Below are 20133 nucleotides of genomic sequence, written 5' to 3'. Positions count from 1 at the left end.
AGAAAAAGACTATGAAAGTAAGTAAAATGTTTGGTGGGTTAGCTCTTGTTGCTTCAGCTTTTCTATTGACAGCTTGTGGCTCAGGAAATCAAAAAGATACATCAGTTTCGGATGTTAAAGATAAAGGAACGCTTGTTGTTGCTATGAATCCAGAATTCGCTCCTTTTGAATTTAAAACTCTTGTTGATGGCAAAGACACTATTGTTGGTGCGGATGTAGAGATTGCAAAGGCTATCGGTGAAGAGCTTGGTGTTAAAGTGAAATTTTCTTCAATGTCATTTAACAATGTTTTGGCAAGTCTTCAATCAGGTAAAGCTGATGTGGCTATCTCAGGTATTTCAGCAACGCCTGAACGTAAAAAAGCTTATAATTTCTCAGAAGCTTATTACGAATCAGAAAATGTTGTTTTGATTAAGAAAACAGATATTGATAAATATACAAAAACAAGTTCATTAGATGGTTTGTCTGTCGGAACACAAAAAGGATCTATTCAAGAAAATGTGGCTTCTGAACAATTGAAAGGTTCGAAAGTTGTTGCTTTGACACAAAATGGCGAAATGATTAATGAATTGAAAAATGGTCAAATCCAAGCAGTTGTCCTTGAAAAACCAATTGCAGAAGGTTACGCTGCTAATAACGATGATTTGACAATTGCCAATATCAAGTTGAAAAATAATGACGCGGATGCATATGCTGTAGCACTTCCTAAAGGTGACGACAAATTGACTAAAGAGGTCAATAAAGTTATCAAAGACTTGAAAGATTCAGGAAAAATTGATCAATTTGTTCAAGAAGCTTATGCTTTGTCAACTAGCGAATCAAGTAACTAAGGAGAAAATGATATGAAGAAGTTTTTAGGAGGTTTGTTTCTACTTTTAGCAGTAGGAACGATGACAGCTTGTTCGACGTCAGGAACAAGTCAGAAAAAAATTCAAAATAAAGGTAAAATCGTCATCGCGACGGAATCAGAATTTGCACCATTTGAATTTAAAACTTTAATTGATGGAAAAGATACCTTGGTTGGTGCAGATATTGAACTAGCTAAGGCAATCGCCAAAGAATTGGATGTTAAGGCTGATTTTTCAGTAATGTCCTTTAATAATGTTCTTGCTTCTGTGACTTCTGGCAAAGCGGATATCGCTATTGCGGGAATTTCAGTGACAGATGAACGTAAAAAGGCTTATGAGTTTTCAGATGCTTATTATGAAGCAGAAAATGTCGTGATTCTTAAAAAAGCTGATTTAGCGACCTACACAAGTCTTGAAAGTTTGGCAGGAAAATCTGTTGGTGCACAAAAAGGGTCAATTCAAGAAAACATTGCCAAAGACCAATTACCAAATTCAAGCTTGGTTTCATTGACATCAAATGGTGAAATGATTAATGAATTGAAGAACAATCAACTTCAAGCAGTTGTGCTAGAAAAAGCTATTGCTGAGGGGTATATTTCTCAAAATCCTGATTTAGCCATTGCGGATATGCCATTGAAATCAACTGATACAGATGCTTATGCGGTAGCCTTTGCTAAAGGAACTGATAAAAAACTAATCGCTTCTGTGAATAAAGTGATTAAGAAGGCTAAGAAATCAGGGGAGTTTGATGCATGGATTGAAAAAGCTTCGACTTACACGCAAAGTAGTTCTGAGTCAGAATAATGAAGTGAAAGGAAACTGAGGGTTATTGCTCTCAGTTTTTCCTTATGAATGGTAAAATAATCTTAGAAAGTCAAAAGGGGTAAGCGATGAAATTACCACGATTTGGAGTTGAAGAATGGCTCAATAGCCATGAACGAGAAGCAAAATATGATATTGCTGGCGTGTCAATTGATGCTTTGACTTTGCAAGAGTTGTTTGAGCTAACAGGCGAATCAAAGGAAGAGTTCTATCAAGAATTATTTTCCAAAAAGTTAAATTATGGTTGGATTGAAGGGTCCCCAGAGTTTAAAAAATCAGTTTGCGATTTGTATCAGACTGTAGATGAAAAGCAAATCCTCCAGACAAATGGAGCTACCGGAGCAAATATGCTGGTCTTGTACAGTCTTATTGAGCCAGGTGACCACGTGATTTCTCTTTATCCGACCTACCAGCAGCTATATGACATTCCAAAATCGTTAGGAGCAGAAGTGGATTTTTGGCAAGTCAGAGAAGAAAATGGCTGGCTGCCTGATTTAGCTGAACTGCACAAGTTAATCCGTCCAAATACAAAGATGATATGCATCAATAATGCTAATAATCCTACTGGTGCTGTTATGGATGAGGAGTATCTACGCGAATTGGTTAGGGTTGCTAAATCGTGTGGTGCCTACATTTTGGCTGATGAGGTTTATCGTCCCTTTACTGACAGCAAGGTACCATCTATTGTTGATTTGTATGATAAAGGAATCTCGGTGAATAGTTTGTCGAAGACATTCTCGCTTCCAGGGATTCGTGTTGGCTGGGTTGCTGCTTGTGATGAGGTTACTGATATTTTACGAGATTATCGTGATTACACTATGATATGTGCAGGTGTTTTTGATGATATGGTGGCGAGCCTAGCACTACGACATAAAGAAGAAATTTTAGAGCGTAATCGTAAGATTATTAGAAAGAATCTAACTATTCTAGACAATTGGATTGCTAAAGAACCAAAGGTATCCTACGTAAGACCAGCAGAAGTTCCAACTTCATTTGTCAAAATAGATGTTGGTGTGCCAATCGAAGACTTTTGTTTAACATTGTTGAGAGATTACGGCGTATTGCTGGTCCCTGGAAATCGCTTTGACAGAGAGGGTTATGTGAGACTTGGTTACTCTTGCAACCAAGATACTTTGGAAAAGGGACTTGCTTTATTATCAACATGTTTGAAAAATTTCAAAAAATAGTTAGTATGTTAAAGTGAATTTTTATTCAACATTTGTTGACTTTTTGCAAAAAAATAGATAAAATAAAGGTAAGTTTAAGAAAAGAGAGAATAAATATGAAAGTTAAAAAGTTTATTTTAGGGGCACTTGCGCTTGTTAGTGTGTGTTCTTTGGCTGCTTGTGGATCTTCATCTAATGAAAATTTACAAGATAAGATTGAGAAAAAAGGTAAACTAGTTGTCGCTATTAGCCCAGACTACGCGCCGTTTGAATTTAAAGCTTTGATCGATGGTAAAGACACTATTGTTGGTGCTGATGTTGAATTGGCAAAAGCTATCGCTGATGAACTTGGCGTTAAACTTGAATTGTCTTCGATGAGTTTTGATAACGTCCTTTCAAGTCTTCAAACAGGAAAAGCAGATATGGCGATTTCAGGATTGTCTGCAACAAAAGAACGTAAAAATGCATATGATTTTTCAGATGCTTACTATGAAACAGAAAATGCTGTTTTAGTTAAGGCAAGTGATCTTGATAAATATAACTCAATTGATAGTTTGTCAGGTCTTAAAGTAGCTGTTCAAAAAGGAACAATTGAAGAAGGCTTGGCTAAAGAACAATTGAAAGATTCAAAAATCATTTCTTTGACAGCAATGGGTGAGGCTATTAACGAATTGAAATCTGGTCAAGTCCAAGCAGTTGACCTTGAAAAACCAGTTGCCGAAGGATACCTTTCACAAAACTCAGATTTAGCGTTAGCTAATTTTGCATTGAAAACAAGTGACGGTGATGCTAAAGCTGTAGCAATGCCAAAAGGTAGCGGAAAGCTTGTCAAAACGGTTAATAAAGTTATCAAAAAGTTAGCCAAAGAAGATAAATATAAGCAATTCATTTCAGATGCTGCACAACTTACAGGCGATGCGGTTGATGAAGATGAATAAATAAAGGAGGCTGGGACAAAGTACCCAGTTTCTTTGTTTACATAGTGATTATTTACAAGGTCAACAATCTGGCGATAGATTGTTGGAGGTCTCTGTCAAGAAATATTAAAACAGCGATTACTGACTTTATTTTCCCATGCACAATTGATTAAGCACTTTTTGACGTAGATTTCCAACCTCAAACAATTTTCAATTGTTTGAGCAATCAATCACTGCTGAGTGGGTCCTAATGTGCTGATAAATCAGCTTTTACAACCCTTTTTTGACATCAAGTTGCGCTTGACTTCATTTCCCACCTCAAAATGGTTCCCCAAACCTTTTTGATGTCAAGCCTCACTTGACTCTATTTCCCACCTCAAAAGCTTCCTCAAGCTTTTGAGTCATGCGGGGGTGAGTTATAAAGGTTCGGAGAACTTTTATAATCGGGAAATAAAGCTTACGAAGTAAGTGTCAAAAACGATCTTGGAATAGACCGTTTTAGGTCAGTAACAAGAAATTGAGGCTTGCTGAGAAATCAAGTTTCTGCGAAACTACTGATTCGCTTTTTAATTTTTAGGCTCATGAATAAAGTCTGCAGTGGAGACTTTATTTGTCTCACTCTCTTTTATATCACCCCCCCAAAAAAACGACCACCATTGGCAGTCGTTCTTAGGAGATTATGAAAAAGAAAGTTTATTAGGATTGTCTATAGTATAGAGGGAGATTCTTAAAAAATCATAATTATCATGCCAGAAAATTTTTAATTATAAAAGTTTACTTGTAGCATAACTGAAATCATTTCTTTAAATTGAGATGTTACAATGACCCTGAGTTGAAGCGTGATTTAGCTCAAAATATGAACACAGAGGATATTTCTTATGTTTACTGAGACTTTTAAAAATGTTTTAAATCATGAGGGTGTTGTTTCGATAATGTCGTGGGGTGAAGAAATGCCGCATGTTACGTGCACTTGGAATTCTTATCTTGTTTTAAAGGGAGATAATCGGATACTCTTGCCAGTAGCGGGGATGCATAGTACAGAAAAGGATTTAAAGGTTAATCCGAATCTTATTCTGACATGTGGTGCTCGTCAAGTAGAGGGATTTAACGGCTATCAAGGGACGGGGGTTAGAATATTAGGAACGGGTAGATTGGTCAATGAGGGCGCAGAATTTGACGAAATGAAAACAAAATTTCCATTTTTGCGAAGTGTCTTGGAACTAACCGTTACAGAAGCAAAACAATTGCTATAATAATCACACGTGGTAAAAGCTGATTGGTGCTGATTTAGTCATCAGTTGGCTTTTTTGTCAAGGTTACCATTTTGCAATTTTATTTTGAATATGATATAATGAAAAGAATAATACTATTATCAGTAGTGCAACAACAAACAACACGCAACAGGTGGGGTATACAGTTAAAACGGAATGTAGGGTGATAGATTATGAAGAAAATGCAGATTAATAATCCCAATGGAAGTATTGCTTACTGGAAATCAGATGTCTTTGTTTTATCCAGAGATACTCTGTTCTTTCTTCGTGGATTGACAGCAGATCATACGATGTTTGAACAACAATTTTTATTTTTTGAAAATGATTATAATATCATCGCATGGGATGCACCAGCACATGGGGAGTCTCGCCCTTACGTCTCTTTTACCTATGGTGAGGCTGCAAATGCCATAAAAACAATCCTTACTGAATGTGGTATATCGCAGGTTATTCTAATCGGACAGTCTATGGGCGGGTTTATCTCGCAGGCGTTCATAAGGCGATATCCAGAAATGGTGAAGGCCTTTGTATCCATTGACTCATCACCGTATGGCAATTACTATTCAAAATCTGATATGTGGTGGCTACATCAAATTGAGTGGATGGCAAAATTATTCCCTGAGAAATTATTGAAATCATCTATTGTGAAGAAAAATACTATCACGAAATGGGGTCGAGAAAATATGGCAACAATGATTGCCAAGTATGATAAAGCGGAGCTGTGCCATCTCATGGGAATTGGATATGCAGGGTTCCTAGAAGATAATCAAGAACTGTCTATACCTTGTCCGACACTTTTGATAGTAGGTGAAAAGGATACCACAGGTAAGGTGAAAGCCTATAACAGAGAATGGTCTAAAAGAACAGGATTTCGGTTAGTTTGGATTGCTGATTCTGCCCATAATTCCAATGTTGATAATCCTGTAACAGTGAATAAACAGATTGCCGCTTTTCTTAACACTTTGAGATAACTGTCGAAATGCCAGAAGCAAGAAAAATACATACTAAATAACAAAAAGACGACTGCATTTCTGCAGTCGTCTTTTAGGAGATTATGAAAAAGAAAAGTTTTAGGATTGTTTATAGTATAGTGAAGGAACCTTAAAAAAATCATAAGTGTGATGGAAATTTTGCTGAAAACATTTTTTAAATTTTTATGGCATTTAGCGCGTGTAAGGATTGACTTTTTTTGATAAATTAGGTATCCTAATAGAGAACGTGTAAATGTTACAATATCTTGAGGAGGTGAAACACATGTCAAAAACAGTAGTACGTAAAAACGAATCACTTGACGATGCACTTCGTCGTTTCAAACGTTCTGTGACTAAAGCTGGGACTCTTCAAGAATCACGTAAACGTGAATTCTACGAAAAACCTTCTGTAAAACGTAAACGCAAATCAGAAGCAGCTCGCAAACGTAAAAAATTCTAATTAAACATTAGATACAAAGAAAAGAGGCGCTAAGCTAGGCGTCTCTTTTTATGCTTTAACGATTGATAAAGATTATTTTTCTTTCAACAAATCGCGAATTTCTGCAAGAAGTTCTTCTTGAGTTGGAGCAGCATCTTCGGTTGCTTTTTCAGTTTCTTCTTTCTTAGTAAGAGCAGCAGCGGCGTTAGCAGCTTTGACGATGAAGAATAGTGTTGTACCAATGATTAAGAAATTGATAACAGCGCTTAGGAAACTACCGTAAGCAACACCATGCCATGAAAGATCAGCGATTTTTTCAACACCAGCAGCTTTTAGAGCTGGATTTAAGAAAAGCGGTGTAATGACATCGCTAACAAGTGATGTTACGATAGCGTTGAAAGCAGCCCCCATAACAACAGCGACAGCAAGATCAAGAACGTTTGCTTTAAACAAAAATTCTTTTAGTTCTTTAATCATACGAAAAACCTCCTGTATGTTTTGTTAGTATTATTATACCAAAATTATGTGCTAAAGTCTGGTTTTTGAGAATTTACAAATCGGATTCAAAATGGTATAATAAAATACAAAACTAAAATGGGAATAGTGCGTGGAGGTGATCTTTTGGCAATTGACAAAGAGTTAATTACCGAGATAAAAAATAGCGTTAATATTGTTGATGTTATTGGCGAAGTGGTCAATCTTACACGTGCAGGACGCAACTATATAGGATTATGTCCATTTCATAAGGAAAAAACACCGTCTTTCAATGTTATTGAAGACAAGCAGTTTTTTCATTGCTTTGGTTGCGGAAAATCTGGGGATGTTTACAAGTTTTTAGAAGAATATCATCAGATTAGTTTTTTAGAGAGTGTTCATCGTGTCGCTGAACGTGCTGGAATTCCTTTGCAGGTTGAAACGCAGCAAGCGCAAGCCAAACCGCAAAATCCTAATCAAGTTCTTATTGATATTCATAAGGATGCGGCTAAGTTTTACAATGCTGTTTTAAAAACAACCAAAGAAGGTCAAGAAGCGAAAGCTTATCTAGCGCAACGTGGTTTGACAGATGAATTGATTGATTATTTCAATATTGGATTGTCGCCAAATGAGCCTGATTTTCTTTATCAATCTCTTGCAAAACGTTATGAAGAGAATGCTTTGATGGCTTCAGGTCTTTTTAATTTGTCTGAACGTACCAATCGTGTTTATGATGCCTTCCAAAATCGTATCATGTTTCCTTTGACGGATGATAATGGTCAGGTGGTTGCTTTTTCTGGGCGTATTTGGACGAAAGAGGATTTAGACAGCCAGCAAGCTAAGTATAAGAATACTCGGTCGACAGCTTTGTTTAATAAATCTTATGAACTGTATCATCTTGATAAAGCTCGCCCAGTTATGTCTAAAAAGCACGAAGTCTACTTGATGGAAGGTTTCATGGACGTTATTGCGGCTTATCGCGCTGGTATAGAAAATGCTGTCGCTTCAATGGGGACGGCACTGACACCTGAGCACGTCAGACATTTAAAACGATATGCTAAAAAAGTTATTTTAACATATGACGGTGACAATGCAGGTCAGAATGCGATTGCTAAGTCTTTAGAGCTTTTAAAAGACTTTAATGTTGAAATTGTGCGAGTTCCTGAGCAAATGGACCCGGATGAGTTTATTCAAAAGAATTCTCCTCAAGCCTTAGCGAACTTGCTTGAAAATAGTCGCATTAGCAGTACTGAATTCTTTATTCATTACTTAAAACCAGAAAATAGTGATAATCTCCAGGCTGAGATTGCTTATGTAGAGCAAATTTCTAGGATTATTGCACAATCGCCATCTATTACGGCACAAAATTCGTATATTAATATGGTGGCTGATTTGTTGCCTGACTTTGATTATTATCAAGTTGAACAGTCGGTAAACAGCGAGCGACTTCAAAATCGTTCAGCTCTTCAATCAGAAGCTGCTAAGCAAAGAGTGACGGTTGTTGAATTGCCAATATCAAAGAATATCTCTGCGATTATGAAAGCAGAGAGTCAGTTGATGCAGCGGTTGCTGACGCATGATTATCTTCTTAATGAATTTAGAAATCAAGAAGAATTTATCTTTGATACCAAAGAGTTGCAGACACTCTATGATTTATTGATGCAACAAGGTGAGGTATCTTCATATGATTTGGCGCAGCTAGATGACCGAACGCGGCAGATGTATTATCAAGTGTTAGAAGAAAATCTACCAGAAGATGTTGCCCCTAATGAAATTGAGGAAATTATTCAAAAGCGCAATCGACTACTTCAAGAAAGAGATTTGCAAAAGCAAAGTAAATTAATTCGTGAATCTAGCAATCTCGGGGATGTTGATGCAGCACTTGCGGCTTTGGAAAATCTCATTGCTCAAAAAAGAAAAATGGAATAGAGGAAAATATGGCAAAAGAAAAAGAAATTACTACTTTTAATGTTCAAGTTGCAGAATTTATTCGTAATCATAAAAAGAACGGAACAGCTGTCGATGACGAAGTGACAGAAAAATTGGTTATTCCATTTTCACTCGATGCTGATCAAATTGATGACCTTTTGGAACGTTTGACAGACGGTGGTATTTCAATTACTGATAAAGAAGGTAACCCATCAACAAAATATGTTGTTGAAGAACCAAAACCTGAAGAACTAACTGACGAAGAGTTGCTTGGTAGCAACTCTGCTAAAGTTAATGACCCAGTTCGTATGTACCTTAAAGAAATTGGGGTTGTACCTTTGTTGTCAAGCGAAGAAGAAAAAGAATTGGCAGTCGCAGTAGCTGCAGGGGATCTTCAAGCAAAACAACGTTTGGCAGAAGCTAACTTGCGTTTGGTTGTTTCTATTGCTAAACGTTATGTTGGACGTGGTATGCAATTCCTTGACCTTATCCAAGAAGGTAACATGGGATTGATGAAAGCCGTTGATAAATTTGATTACTCAAAAGGGTTCAAATTCTCAACTTATGCAACATGGTGGATTCGTCAAGCTATTACACGTGCGATTGCTGACCAAGCTCGTACAATCCGTATCCCTGTTCACATGGTTGAAACAATCAACAAACTTGTTCGTGAACAACGTAACCTTCTTCAAGAACTTGGACAAGATCCAACGCCAGAACAAATTGCTGAACGTATGGATATGACGCCTGATAAAGTTCGTGAAATCTTGAAAATCGCTCAAGAACCTGTTTCTCTTGAAACACCTATCGGTGAAGAAGATGACAGCCATCTTGGAGATTTCATTGAAGATGAAGTTATTGAAAATCCAGTAGACTACACAACTCGTGTTGTTCTTCGTGAACAACTTGATGAAGTCTTAGACACATTGACTGACCGTGAAGAGAACGTCTTGCGCTTGCGTTTTGGTCTCGATGATGGTAAAATGCGTACATTGGAAGATGTTGGTAAAGTCTTCAACGTGACGCGTGAACGTATTCGTCAGATTGAAGCTAAAGCACTTCGCAAACTTCGCCATCCGAGCCGTAGCAAACAGCTCCGTGATTTTATCGAAGATTAAAAAATAGTCAAGAGGTTCGCTTATGTCTGAACAAAAATATACAGAAGAAGATGTCGCAAAGATTAAAGATCGTATCCTTGAAGCTTTGGAAACAGTTATTGACCCTGAATTAGGGATTGATATTGTTAATCTAGGGCTTGTTTATGAGATTCGATTCGAGCAAAATGGACACACTGAAATTGATATGACCTTAACAACAATGGGGTGCCCACTAGCAGATCTTCTTACCGATCAAATTCACGATGCAATGCGTGAGATTCCTGAGGTAACTAATACTGAAGTCAAATTGGTATGGTACCCAGCTTGGTCAGTTGATAAAATGAGTCGTTATGCCCGCATTGCTTTGGGAATTAGATAAAAGATGACACCAGTAGAAATGCTGGTGTTTTTTTGTGTGAAATTTCCACCAGATTCCCTATATTCTCAAGGGGCTTTCGTTTTTCCATCGCCAGCTTATTTAAAATATGGTATAATATTTTTGATTGTATTTTAGAATGGAGAAGTGTGCCATGCAACATGTATTCATCATCGGAAGTCGAGGCTTGCCTGCGAAATATGGTGGCTTTGAGACTTTTGTTGAGGAGTTGGTAAAAAATAAGCAGAGCTCAGATATTGTTTATCACGTCGCTTGTTTGAGTGACGATAAACATCATACGCATTTTAAATATGAGGGCGCAGATTGTTTTACCATCAAGGCACCTAAAATTGGTCCAGCACGAGTGATTGCCTATGATATGATGGCAATTACTTATGGACTTCAAATGGTAAAAAGATCTGGTATTGAACACCCTATTTTTTATATTTTGGGTAACACAATTGGGGCATTTATTGCACCTTTTGCCTGGAGAATTCACGCTCTTGGCGGAAAAGTTTATGTCAATCCAGATGGTCTTGAGTGGAAACGCTCAAAATGGTCAAAACCGGTTCAAGCTTATTTAAAATATGCTGAAAAATCGATGGCTAAAACAGTTGATTTGGTTATTTCAGATAATATTGGTATTGAAAACTATATAAAAGAATCTTATCCAGATGCTAAGACACGTTTTATTGCTTATGGAACGGATTTGAAAAAATCAACCCTAACAGCTGATGATTATAAGGTTAGAAAATGTTTTGATAATTGGAAAACTAAGGAAAATGGCTACTATCTGATTGTTGGTCGATTTGTGCCAGAAAACAATTATGAAACAGCAATTCGTGAGTTTATGAAATCAAATACAAGACGTGATTTGATTATTATTTCTAACCATAAAAATAGTGCTTATTTTGATAAGTTGAAACATTTGACAAACTTTGAACGTGATCACAGGGTTAAGTTTGTCGGCACTGTATATGATCGTGATTTGCTGAACTACATTCGTGAGAATGCTTTTGCTTATATCCACGGTCATGAAGTTGGTGGAACAAATCCTGGTTTGCTAGAAGCACTAGGACATACCAAGTTAAATCTTGTGCTTGATGTGCCTTTCAATAAGTCAGTTGCAGGAGCAAGTGCTTTTTATTGGAATAAAACATCAGGTAATCTCTCATGTTTGATTAATGACGCCGATGGTCATTATGATTTTACGGAATATGGCAATCGTGCGCGTGCCATTGTTAAACAAAATTACACATGGGAAAAAATCGTTGGAGAGTATGAGGGACTATTTTTAAATGAAGATTAATATTCTCATGTCTACCTACAATGGTGAACAATTTTTGGCTGAACAGATTGAAAGTATTCAGAAACAAACAGTCAAGGATTGGACTTTGTATATTCGTGATGATGGCTCTAGTGATACTACACCCGAAATTATTAAGCACTATGCGCAGCTTGATTCACGTATCGTTTTTATTAATGCTGACAACCGTGAAAATTTTGGCGTTATTAAAAACTTTTATACCCTTTTAAAACATAGCAAAGCTGATTACTATTTCTTTTCTGATCAAGATGATATTTGGCTAGAAGATAAATTGGCTGTTACTTTTGCAGAAGCAGAAAAGTATGATAGTCAGAAACCTTTATTGGTTTATACAGATTTGAAAATTGTTGACCGAGATTTAAACGTTTTACATGAAAGTATGATTAAAACACAGTCTGATCATGCCAATACTGAGTTGGTCCAAGAACTGACTGAAAACACAGTGACTGGCGGTACAGCAATGGTAAACCATGCATTGGCTGAATTGTGGACATCAACAGATGATTTGTTGATGCACGATTGGTATCTTGCTTTGCTTGCTAGCGCTTTAGGTAATCTTGCTTATGTTGATTACCCAACTGAATTGTATCGTCAACATGATGCTAATGTGTTGGGGGCGCGTACATGGACTAAACGCATGAAAAATTGGATTAAGCCTCATAAATTAGTCGAAAAATATTGGTGGTTGATTAATGCTAGTCAAACTCAAGCACGCTTTTTATTGGCTTTAGCATTGACCCCTGAAAAAAGAGACTTGGTTGAAAATTTCACAACGATTATGGACAAGCCACTAATCCAACGAATTAAAACATTGAATCAGTATGGCTTACGCAAAAATCGTACCTTCCATACACTTGTGTTTAGAACATTAATTATTACCAAATTTGGTTATAGGAGAAATAAATGAAGTTCTTTAGTAAAGAAAATAAAATCTTATTAAAAGAAATGGTAAAAACGGACTTTAAACTTCGTTACCAAGGAAGTTTAATTGGGCATTTGTGGTCAATTTTAAAACCATTAATGCTTTTCACAATTATGTATTTGGTGTTTATCCGTTTTTTGAGATTAGATGACGGAACACCTCATTATGCAATTGGTGTGCTTTTAGGTATGGTAACATGGTCATTTTTCCAAGAAGCTACCAATATGGGGATGGTTTCAATTGTAACTCGTGGTGACTTACTACGTAAATTGAATTTCTCTAAGGAAATCATTGTTATCTCTTCAGTAGTTGGTGCAGCTATTAACTATGGTATTAACCTTTTAGTTGTATTTGTTTTTGCACTAGTTAATGGTGTTCACTTAAGTTGGAACTTTTTAGTCATTATTCCATTGTTTATTGAATTAGCCATGATATCAGCGGGAGTTGCTTTTATTCTTGCAGCTTTATTTGTTAAATATCGTGACTTGGGACCGATTTGGGAAGTTGTAATGCAAGCTGGAATGTATGCTACACCTGTTATCTATTCATTGACTTTTATTATTCAAAAAAATCAGTTTACTGTAGCAAAATTAATGATGCTAAACCCACTTGCACAAATCATTCAAGATATGCGTCATTACATTGTTTATTCAGGTAGCATGCGTGGTTGGGAGTTATATAACAATCATATTTGGGGAGTTATTCCTTACATCCTTCCAGTTTTAATTCTTATTGTTGGATATTCAATTTTCCATAAACATGCTAAGAAATTTGCGGAGATTTTATAATGTCAGATAAAGAAATTGCAGTAAAAGTTGATCATGTTAGTAAATATTTTAAACTACCAACTGAAGCAACTCATAGTTTACGTACAGCTCTAGTTAATCGTTTTAAAGGAGTCAAAGGTTATCGTGAGCAACATGTTTTAAAAGATATTTCATTTGATGTTCACAAAGGAGATTTCTTTGGGATTGTTGGTCGTAATGGTTCTGGTAAATCAACACTTTTGAAAATCATTTCACAAATCTATGTTCCAGAAAAAGGAACAGTTACGGTTAATGGTAAAATGGTGTCATTTATTGAGCTTGGAGTTGGTTTCAATCCTGAATTGACAGGACGAGAAAATGTCTACATGAACGGTGCCATGCTTGGGTTCACAACTGAAGAAATCGATGCCATGTATGATGACATCGTTGAGTTTGCTGAGCTAGAAGATTTCATGAATCAAAAGCTAAAAAACTACTCAAGTGGTATGCAAGTCCGTTTAGCGTTTTCAGTTGCCATTAAAGCCCAAGGTGACGTGCTCATTCTTGATGAAGTGCTTGCCGTAGGTGATGAAGCTTTCCAACGTAAGTGTAATGATTATTTCATGGAACGTAAAGAAAGTGGTAAGACAACAATTCTTGTTACCCATGATATGGGAGCAGTTAAGAAATATTGTAACCGCGCTGTTCTTATTGAAAACGGTTTGGTTAAAGCATATGGTGATCCGTTTGATGTCGCCAATCAATATAGTTACGATAATACAGCTCCTTTGAAGGAGACTCAGAAGGAACAAAACCAAGGTGATAGTGCTGAAAAAGTAAAACCAAAGGTTGAAAATTTCAAGCTAGAATTATTATCTTCTAATCAGATTACTCCAAATGATGATATTAATTTTAAAATCGAGTATGATGTGATGGAAGACGTTGAAACATATATTGGACTATCGTTAACTGATATTGATCGTAATGTATGGATTTATAATGATAATACTTTGGATAATAAGACTAAGGGAATTGGACATAAAACAGCTTATTATTCATGTAAATTATCTTCAGTCAACAATTTGAAATTAAAATTGGAAGTGACTGTTAGAGACGTTGATGGAAACATGCTCGCATTTACAGATGCTACAACAAATCCTATTATTGTAATCAACAGAGATGATATTGCATCGGATGATATTTCTGCTTTAGATTCTGCAACAGGTATAATTCAAAGAAATGGAACTTGGAAGTTTAAATGAGTGAGACTTTAGTATCAGTTTTAGTAACTTGTTATAACCACGAAAAATACATTGAACAGTGTTTAAGGAGTATATTTAGCCAAACTCATAAGAATATTGAATTAATTGTATTAAATGATGGGTCAACAGATAATTCAGGTCAGGTTATTAAGGAAACTCTTAAGGATTCTCCCTATAACAAAACTCATTATTTCGTTCATGACAATTCAGGAGTGGTAAGAACCAGAAATAAGGGCTTACAATTAATAAATGGTGATTTTTTTCTTTTTGTAGATAGTGATGATTATCTTGAAGAAAATTATGTTTCAGAATTATTGCACAGTCTTGAAAACAATGATGCTGATATTGCATATTGTAATTTAGTAAATCCTGAAAATGGTGCTGTGGTAGTACAAGCTAGAGATTTTGATTTAAATACATTCTTAGTTGGTAATTATATTTCGTCGACTTCATTAGTTAGAACATCTGTTTTAGGTGATGTAAAATATGACGATAGCATAAAACAACTTGAGGATTATGATTTCTTTTTAAATCTTGTTTTAGTAAGAAATGCAAAACCTATTGCTAATCATAGTACGTTTTTAAATTATCGAGTTTTTGATGTTTCACGCTCAGCAAGAGGTGATCTTCTAAAATTTTATGAAGCATATATTTATATATTGAATAAGTATCAGACAATTGCTAGTGATGAAATAGAACGTGCAATTGGTATTCATTTTGATAAAAATATTAATTTAGCTTTTGAAAACCAATATGTAAAAATCTATTATATTACTGATGGTGAAAATTTTAGTGAAGATAAAGTTCTTAAATTTAAGTTTGAAGAGAATGGATGCGTGCTGTTCAATCTTCCAGAAGAAGTAACTACAGTTAGAGTTGATTTGTCTGAGTTACCTAGTTTTTATAAGCGAGTTGCTTTGATTAATCAGGAATCTGATACAGAAATTTTACCAAGTTACTCAAATGGCGATATCATTGGGAATTATGTGATGTTTAAGGGTTATGATCCTCAATTGATTTATGATGTTTCTACATCTAGTCAAAAAACTTTTAAACTAGTTTATGAAATGTTTAATGTCGATGATATTAACCGTGATGATTACATTGCTAAAACTCTTTCTCAAGATTTATTACATCTACAAAAGCAAGTTAAAGAATTAGAATCATATAGAATTAATTACAAACAAGTGAATGATGAAAGACACTATTATAAACAGGAACTGGAGAAAATGATTGTTGCTTATAATTCAGTTACACATTCACGACGTTGGATAATTCCTACTGCTATTATTAATTTTTTTAGGAGAAAAAAATGAAACGTTTATTATTGTACGTCCATTTTAATAAGTACAATCATATTAGTTCACATGTGTATTACCAATTGACAAAAATGCGCCCACTTTTTTCAAAAGTGGTATTTATTTCAAATAGTTCGATTAATGATAATGATTATCACAAGTTAGTTGAACATCGATTGATGGATTCTTTTATTCAAAGAGAAAATATTGGTTTTGATTTTGCTGCTTGGCGTGATGGTATGACTGCAGTTGGATTTGAAGAGCTGGCTACTTATGATTCTGTCACAATTATGAATGATACGTGTTTCGGTCCGTTGTGGGATATTAAAGATTACTATCTTGAGTATGAGAGTGATGATAGTGTTGATTTCTGGGGGCTAACAAATAACCGTGCTACTCCTAAATCTCGCTATACTCAAGGTTTTCGCGAGCATATTCAAAGTTATTTTATTACATTTAAAAAATCTGTTATTGTTTCTCCAGAGTTTAAAAATTTTTGGGAAAATGTGAAAAACTATACCAATGTTCAAGATGTTATTGATAACTATGAAACACAAGTAACGACAAAATTCTTGGATGCAGGATTTAAATATAAAGTCATTTTTAATACTGTAAATGAAGATGCAAGTCACATGTTACACGCCGATTTTTCCTTTTATCATCCAACGGCAATTTTAAGTCATAGAGTGCCGTTTATTAAAGTTAAGGCAATTGATAATAATCAGCATATTACTCCGTATCTTTTAGATGAGATTGCTAAACAATCGGACTATCCAGTAGATTTGATTGTTTCACATATGTCTGAAATTAATTTCCCTGACTTTAAGTATTTGTTAGCTCGAAAATACGTTAAAGAAGTCCCTGCGGTTTCGTTAGCTGATAAAAAAGTTGCAGTGCATCTTCATGTTTTCTATGTTGATTTATTAGAAGATTTTCTGAATGCTTTTGAAAATTTCCATTTTAGTTATGATTTATATATTACAACTGATAGTGAAACTAAACAACAGGAAATTAAATCGATTTTAGATGAAAATGGTAAAAATGCTCGAATTTTTGTAACTGGAAATATTGGACGTGATGTTCTACCAATGTTGAAGTTGAAAGAATATTTATCTGATTATGATTATATTGGACATTTCCATACTAAAAAATCTAAGGAGGCAGATTTTTGGGCAGGTGAATCTTGGCGAAATGAGCTAATTGATATGTTAATAAAACCTGCTGATAATATTCTTGCTAACTTTGAAAATGATAAATTGGGACTTGTTATTGCTGATATCCCGACTTTCTTTAGATTTAATAAGATTGTTGATGCATGGAACGAACATTTGATTGCTCCTGAAATGAATGATTTATGGGAAAAAATGGGAATGACCAAAACAATTGATTTCAATAATTTCCATACATTTGTTATGAGTTATGGAACCTTTGTCTGGTTTAAGTATGATGCCTTAAAACCGTTATTTGATTTAGAATTAACAGATGAAGATGTTCCAGCTGAACCATTACCACAAAATTCTATTTTACATGCTATTGAACGATTACTTGTTTATATTGCATGGAATGAACACTATGATTTTAGAATCTCTAAAAATCAAGTTTCAATAACACCATTTGTTGATAACAAATTATATAATGAACGTGGTGATAGTGCTCCTCACACTTATGTTGATTTTACATATATGGGTGGGATAAAAGGTGCTTTTAAATATATCTTTGTTGGTCCAGCTAGAGCTATGAAATATATTGTTAAAAGAACTTTGGAGAAAATGACTCATGATAGAAAAGGTTAAAGCCATTTTTGAGGAAATTAATTGGACGAAGATCTTACATTATCTACTTCTGTTTACGTTATTCTTTTATCTTAACCTTTCCCTTATTAACTTTTATTTGTTGAAGGGACAAGGTGATAATTTATCAGATCAATTTCATATTCTTAAGACTTTTTGTATTACTGCATATGTTCTATCTGTTTTAGGAATAGCTGTTTATTTATCAAGTTATTTTAAAAGAGAATTTTTTATTGAAATAGCAAGTGGTTGTGTAATTTATCTTTTTATTTCTTATTTCTTAGTGATCACTCGAAATTTAAATAATGGAGATTTTAAATGGTGGAATCTAATAAAAAATGACTTTTTACAGTTTTCTTTTTTGCCGACTATTATTTTTATTCTTTTGTTATCGGCTGCCATTTTTTATTTATCTTCTAAATTTCAAGTTAGAGAGCTTTTAGATAGTTTTTTAGATGAATTTGATTCATACCGATTGGTTACTATTGGTTTAATCGCTTCTTTGGCGCTTAATGGCAGCCTTTTTACTGATATGATGGTAGAAAAGGTAACAAAATATATTGATAAAGGGAATTATAGTGGATACCTCTCAGGTGTAACTTGGAGTGTGATAATAACTTTAGTTTTAATTAGCTTATTAATTTATTTTGTTTTAAATTCCTTCAGAGCTATAAAAGAAAATACTCCAAGTTATTCACTTGTTGTTGTATTGAGTTTTCTTTTAGCGATAGTATTTAACTATTTGTTTCAATATGGAATCAAGAGTGAGGGAGAAATATTAGATCGTTTTATTTTCCCATCAGCGACCTTATTTCAAATAGTTGTTATTGCTTTATTTAATTTGTTACTTTACATGATTGTCAATCGAATTTTACGTACGACGACATTCATTGTAATTTTAGGAATCATAATAACAGTTGCTAATAGCATAAAATTTAGTATGCGTAATGAACCTCTGTTATTTAGTGATTTGAGTTGGGTAAAAGAAATTAGACTTGTAATATCTTATATTGATATTACATTGGTTCTTTATTCGTTAGTAGCTTTATCTGTAACAGTTATCTTTTTCTATTTATTTAGAAATAAATTATTAAGAGGAAAAATTACAAAAAGCTGGAAGGCACGTTTAGCTACAGGAGTTGCGATTATTTCTATTTTTAGTTATATATTTGTTGTGTTTTTACAGCAAGAAAATGGTGATATCGCTGAAAATATACCTGTTTTATCTAGATTAAATAATTTTGAAAACATCGAGTGGATGGGACAGGGAACAGTTGCTCGCGAGCGTTCGTTGACATTTGTTTGGTTAAAACAAATGACTTCGAAAAAAATGGAGAAGCCTGAGGAGTATAGTAAAGAAAAGATTGAAAAAATTGTAAAAAAATATACTCATAAAGCTCAAGTTATCAATGCTTCTCGAAAAAATAATATTTCAGATCAAACGGTTATTTATGTTTTAAGTGAAAGTTTTTCTGATCCAAGTCGGATTTCAAATGTGAATTTAACAACTGATCCAATTCCAGTAATTCATTCAGTTAAAGAGTCTACGACTAGTGGATTAATGAAATCAGATGGCTATGGTGGTGGAACAGCTAATATGGAATTTGAAACATTAACAGGTTTACCAATGTATAATCTTTCAAGTTCAGTTTCTACATTGTATACAGATGTTGTACCACAGATGACCTATTTTCCATCAATTAGCGATTCGTACTCTTCAAAAGATAAATATGCTATTCATTTAGGAGATGCCGCAACTTATTCACGAAAAGAAGTGTACCGTAAACTTGGTTTTGATACATTTATTGCTGAGAGTAATGGAACTGAAAGTGCAAAACATTTGGAACATTATGGTGTGTATCCGAGTGATGCTTCAACTTATCAAACTGTCCTAGATAATATTGATGAGAGCAAGAATCAATTCTTTTCAGTGATAACATACCAAAACCATGCACCATGGAATCTAGATGAGGATTCTGAAGTTGGTGGGTCAGGTGAAGGTTTTTCGCCTGGTGAAAACTATTATATGAATAATTACGCTAAGTTACTTTATCAGACAGATCAAGCAACTCAGAATTGGCTGGATCAATTAAGCCAGATTAATAAAAAAATAACTGTTGTTTTTTATGGAGACCACTTACCTGGCTTCTATCCACAAGAATCATTTATCGATAATCCTGCCGGACAATATCAAACAGATTATTTTATTTGGAGTAATTATTCAACGGATGTATTATCATATCCTCTGGTTAATTCAAGTGATTTTCCGGCTGAGTTATTAGCAGTAACAAACTCAAAAGTTTCTCCATATTATGCTTTGTTAACTGAAGTTCTTGAGAATGCTAGTGTTGATAAGGAAAAATTAACTACTGAACAAGAAAAAATAGCAAATGATTTAAAACTTGTTGAGTATGATATGGTTTCAGGCAAAGGATACTTGAAGTCATATAAATCTTTTTTTAAGGTGACTAATTAATT

18 protein-coding genes are annotated in these 20133 nt (G+C 34.6%); 17 read left to right on the top strand and 1 reads right to left on the bottom strand.

Annotated elements, in window-relative coordinates; translation table 11 throughout:
* The first annotated feature begins 11 nt into the window (after positions 1-11).
* The 7 genes from BLR83_RS04160 (at position 12) to rpsU (ending at position 6455) form a co-directional block, all read left to right on the top strand.
* Positions 12-830: a transporter substrate-binding domain-containing protein gene (locus BLR83_RS04160; protein ID WP_074560559.1), complete on the top strand. Its 819-nt coding sequence runs from the start codon at positions 12-14 to the stop codon at positions 828-830.
* 12 nt (positions 831-842) lie between these two features.
* The gene (locus BLR83_RS04155; protein ID WP_074560558.1) at positions 843-1652 is read left to right on the top strand and encodes a transporter substrate-binding domain-containing protein; all 810 of its coding nucleotides are present in this window, start codon (positions 843-845) and stop codon (positions 1650-1652) included.
* An 86-nt stretch (positions 1653-1738) separates the two neighbouring features.
* Positions 1739-2857, top strand: coding sequence for an aminotransferase (locus BLR83_RS04150; protein ID WP_074560557.1), 1119 nt, complete (start codon positions 1739-1741; stop codon positions 2855-2857).
* Positions 2858-2952: 95 nt separating this feature from the next.
* Complete coding sequence (locus BLR83_RS04145; RefSeq protein ID WP_074560556.1) at positions 2953-3774, top strand: ABC transporter substrate-binding protein; 822 nt, start codon at positions 2953-2955, stop codon at positions 3772-3774.
* Positions 3775-4631: 857 nt separating this feature from the next.
* Positions 4632-5006 carry a pyridoxamine 5'-phosphate oxidase family protein gene (locus BLR83_RS04140; protein ID WP_033152919.1) on the top strand — a complete coding sequence of 125 codons (375 nt, stop codon included), beginning with the start codon at positions 4632-4634 and terminating at the stop codon, positions 5004-5006.
* Between the two features lie 191 nt (positions 5007-5197).
* A complete protein-coding gene (locus tag BLR83_RS04135; RefSeq protein WP_074560555.1) occupies positions 5198-5995 on the top strand; it encodes an alpha/beta fold hydrolase in 798 nt (265 codons plus the stop codon).
* Between the two features lie 283 nt (positions 5996-6278).
* Positions 6279-6455, top strand: coding sequence for a 30S ribosomal protein S21 (gene rpsU / locus BLR83_RS04130; RefSeq protein WP_000048058.1), 177 nt, complete (start codon positions 6279-6281; stop codon positions 6453-6455).
* Positions 6456-6527: 72 nt separating this feature from the next.
* Here the strand turns inward: rpsU and mscL are convergent, their stop codons facing one another.
* Positions 6528-6911: a large conductance mechanosensitive channel protein MscL gene (gene mscL, locus BLR83_RS04125; protein WP_074560554.1), complete on the bottom strand. Its 384-nt coding sequence runs from the start codon at positions 6909-6911 to the stop codon at positions 6528-6530.
* Positions 6912-7028: 117 nt separating this feature from the next.
* Here mscL and dnaG point away from each other — a divergent pair, with 117 nt between their 5' ends.
* The 10 genes from dnaG (at position 7029) to BLR83_RS04075 (ending at position 20131) form a co-directional block, all read left to right on the top strand.
* Positions 7029-8837 (top strand): DNA primase, encoded by a 1809-nt coding sequence (dnaG, locus tag BLR83_RS04120; RefSeq protein ID WP_074560553.1) that lies wholly within the window; start codon positions 7029-7031, stop codon positions 8835-8837.
* An 8-nt stretch (positions 8838-8845) separates the two neighbouring features.
* Positions 8846-9955, top strand: a complete 1110-nt coding sequence (gene rpoD, locus BLR83_RS04115) for an RNA polymerase sigma factor RpoD (protein ID WP_024343868.1) — start codon at positions 8846-8848, stop codon at positions 9953-9955.
* Positions 9956-9977: 22 nt separating this feature from the next.
* Positions 9978-10313 (top strand): metal-sulfur cluster assembly factor, encoded by a 336-nt coding sequence (locus tag BLR83_RS04110; RefSeq protein ID WP_039696672.1) that lies wholly within the window; start codon positions 9978-9980, stop codon positions 10311-10313.
* Between the two features lie 151 nt (positions 10314-10464).
* Positions 10465-11619, top strand: a complete 1155-nt coding sequence (gene cps2T, locus BLR83_RS04105; RefSeq protein WP_074560552.1) for a beta 1-4 rhamnosyltransferase Cps2T — start codon at positions 10465-10467, stop codon at positions 11617-11619.
* The gene (locus tag BLR83_RS04100) at positions 11609-12544 is read left to right on the top strand and encodes a glycosyltransferase family 2 protein (protein WP_074560551.1); all 936 of its coding nucleotides are present in this window, start codon (positions 11609-11611) and stop codon (positions 12542-12544) included. The genes cps2T and BLR83_RS04100 overlap by 11 nt, the downstream gene beginning before the upstream one ends.
* The gene (locus BLR83_RS04095; RefSeq protein ID WP_074560549.1) at positions 12541-13347 is read left to right on the top strand and encodes an ABC transporter permease; all 807 of its coding nucleotides are present in this window, start codon (positions 12541-12543) and stop codon (positions 13345-13347) included. The genes BLR83_RS04100 and BLR83_RS04095 overlap by 4 nt, the downstream gene beginning before the upstream one ends.
* Positions 13347-14567 (top strand): ABC transporter ATP-binding protein, encoded by a 1221-nt coding sequence (locus tag BLR83_RS04090; protein WP_074560548.1) that lies wholly within the window; start codon positions 13347-13349, stop codon positions 14565-14567. The genes BLR83_RS04095 and BLR83_RS04090 overlap by 1 nt, the downstream gene beginning before the upstream one ends.
* Positions 14564-15883 carry a glycosyltransferase family 2 protein gene (locus BLR83_RS04085; RefSeq protein WP_074560547.1) on the top strand — a complete coding sequence of 440 codons (1320 nt, stop codon included), beginning with the start codon at positions 14564-14566 and terminating at the stop codon, positions 15881-15883. The genes BLR83_RS04090 and BLR83_RS04085 overlap by 4 nt, the downstream gene beginning before the upstream one ends.
* Entirely contained in the window at positions 15880-17658 is a 1779-nt protein-coding gene (locus BLR83_RS04080; protein WP_074560545.1) for a rhamnan synthesis F family protein, read from the top strand. Before BLR83_RS04085 ends, BLR83_RS04080 begins: the two co-directional genes overlap by 4 nt.
* Entirely contained in the window at positions 17642-20131 is a 2490-nt protein-coding gene (locus BLR83_RS04075) for an LTA synthase family protein (protein WP_074560543.1), read from the top strand. Before BLR83_RS04080 ends, BLR83_RS04075 begins: the two co-directional genes overlap by 17 nt.
* Positions 20132-20133: the final 2 nt, after the last annotated feature.

It is taken from the genome of Streptococcus equinus (genome assembly GCF_900101445.1).
GTDB lineage: Bacteria > Bacillota > Bacilli > Lactobacillales > Streptococcaceae > Streptococcus > Streptococcus equinus_B.
Note: the sequence above shows the minus strand (reverse complement) of the source record. Positions and strands in the feature narration are given on the sequence as shown.